The following is a 767-nucleotide window of genomic DNA, read 5'->3' as shown; positions in this document are numbered from 1 at the left end:
GGTGATGCTGCCAACTTACTGATTTAGTGTATGATGGTGTTTTTGAGGTGCTCCAGTGGCTTCTGTTTCTATCAGCTGTCCCTCCTGTTCAGCTACTGACGGGGTGGTGCGTAACGGCAAAAGCACCGCCGGACCTCAGCGCTATCTCTGCTCTCACTGCCGTAAAACATGGCAACTGCAGTTCACTTACACCGCTTCTCAACCCGGTACGCACCAGAAAATCATTGATATGGCCATGAATGGCGTTGGATGCCGGGCAACTGCCCGCATTATGGGCGTTGGCCTCAACACGATTTTACGTCACTTAAAAAACTCAGGCCGCAGTCGGTAACCTCGCGCATACAGCCGGGCAGTGACGTCATCGTCTGCGCGGAAATGGACGAACAGTGGGGCTATGTCGGGGCTAAATCGCGCCAGCGCTGGCTGTTTTACGCGTATGACAGGCTCCGGAAGACGGTTGTTGGCACGTATTCGGTGAACGCACTATGGCGACGCTGGGGCGTCTTATGAGCCTGCTGTCACCCTTTGACGTGGTGATATGGATGACGGATGGCTGGCCGCTGTATGAATCCCGCCTGAAGGGAAAGCTGCACGTAATCAGCAAGCGATATACGCAGCGAATTGAGCGGCATAACCTGAATCTGAGGCAGCACCCGGCACGGCTGGGACGGAAGTCGCTGTCGTTCTCAAAATCGGTGGAGCTGCATGACAAAGTCATCGGGCATTATCTGAACATAAAACACTATCAATAAGTTGGAGTCATTACC

The 767-nt window shown here is 53.6% G+C and carries 1 pseudogene; it reads left to right on the top strand.

From position 1 onward, the window contains the following. Nucleotides 1-55 precede the first annotated feature (55 nt). Nucleotides 56-752: pseudogene (locus INT33_RS21010) on the top strand (IS1 family transposase). The last annotated feature ends 15 nt before the right edge of the window (nucleotides 753-767 follow it).

The organism is Halomonas colorata, assembly GCF_014897985.1.
Taxonomy (GTDB): domain Bacteria; phylum Pseudomonadota; class Gammaproteobacteria; order Pseudomonadales; family Halomonadaceae; genus Vreelandella; species Vreelandella colorata.
Note: the sequence above shows the minus strand (reverse complement) of the source record. Positions and strands in the feature narration are given on the sequence as shown.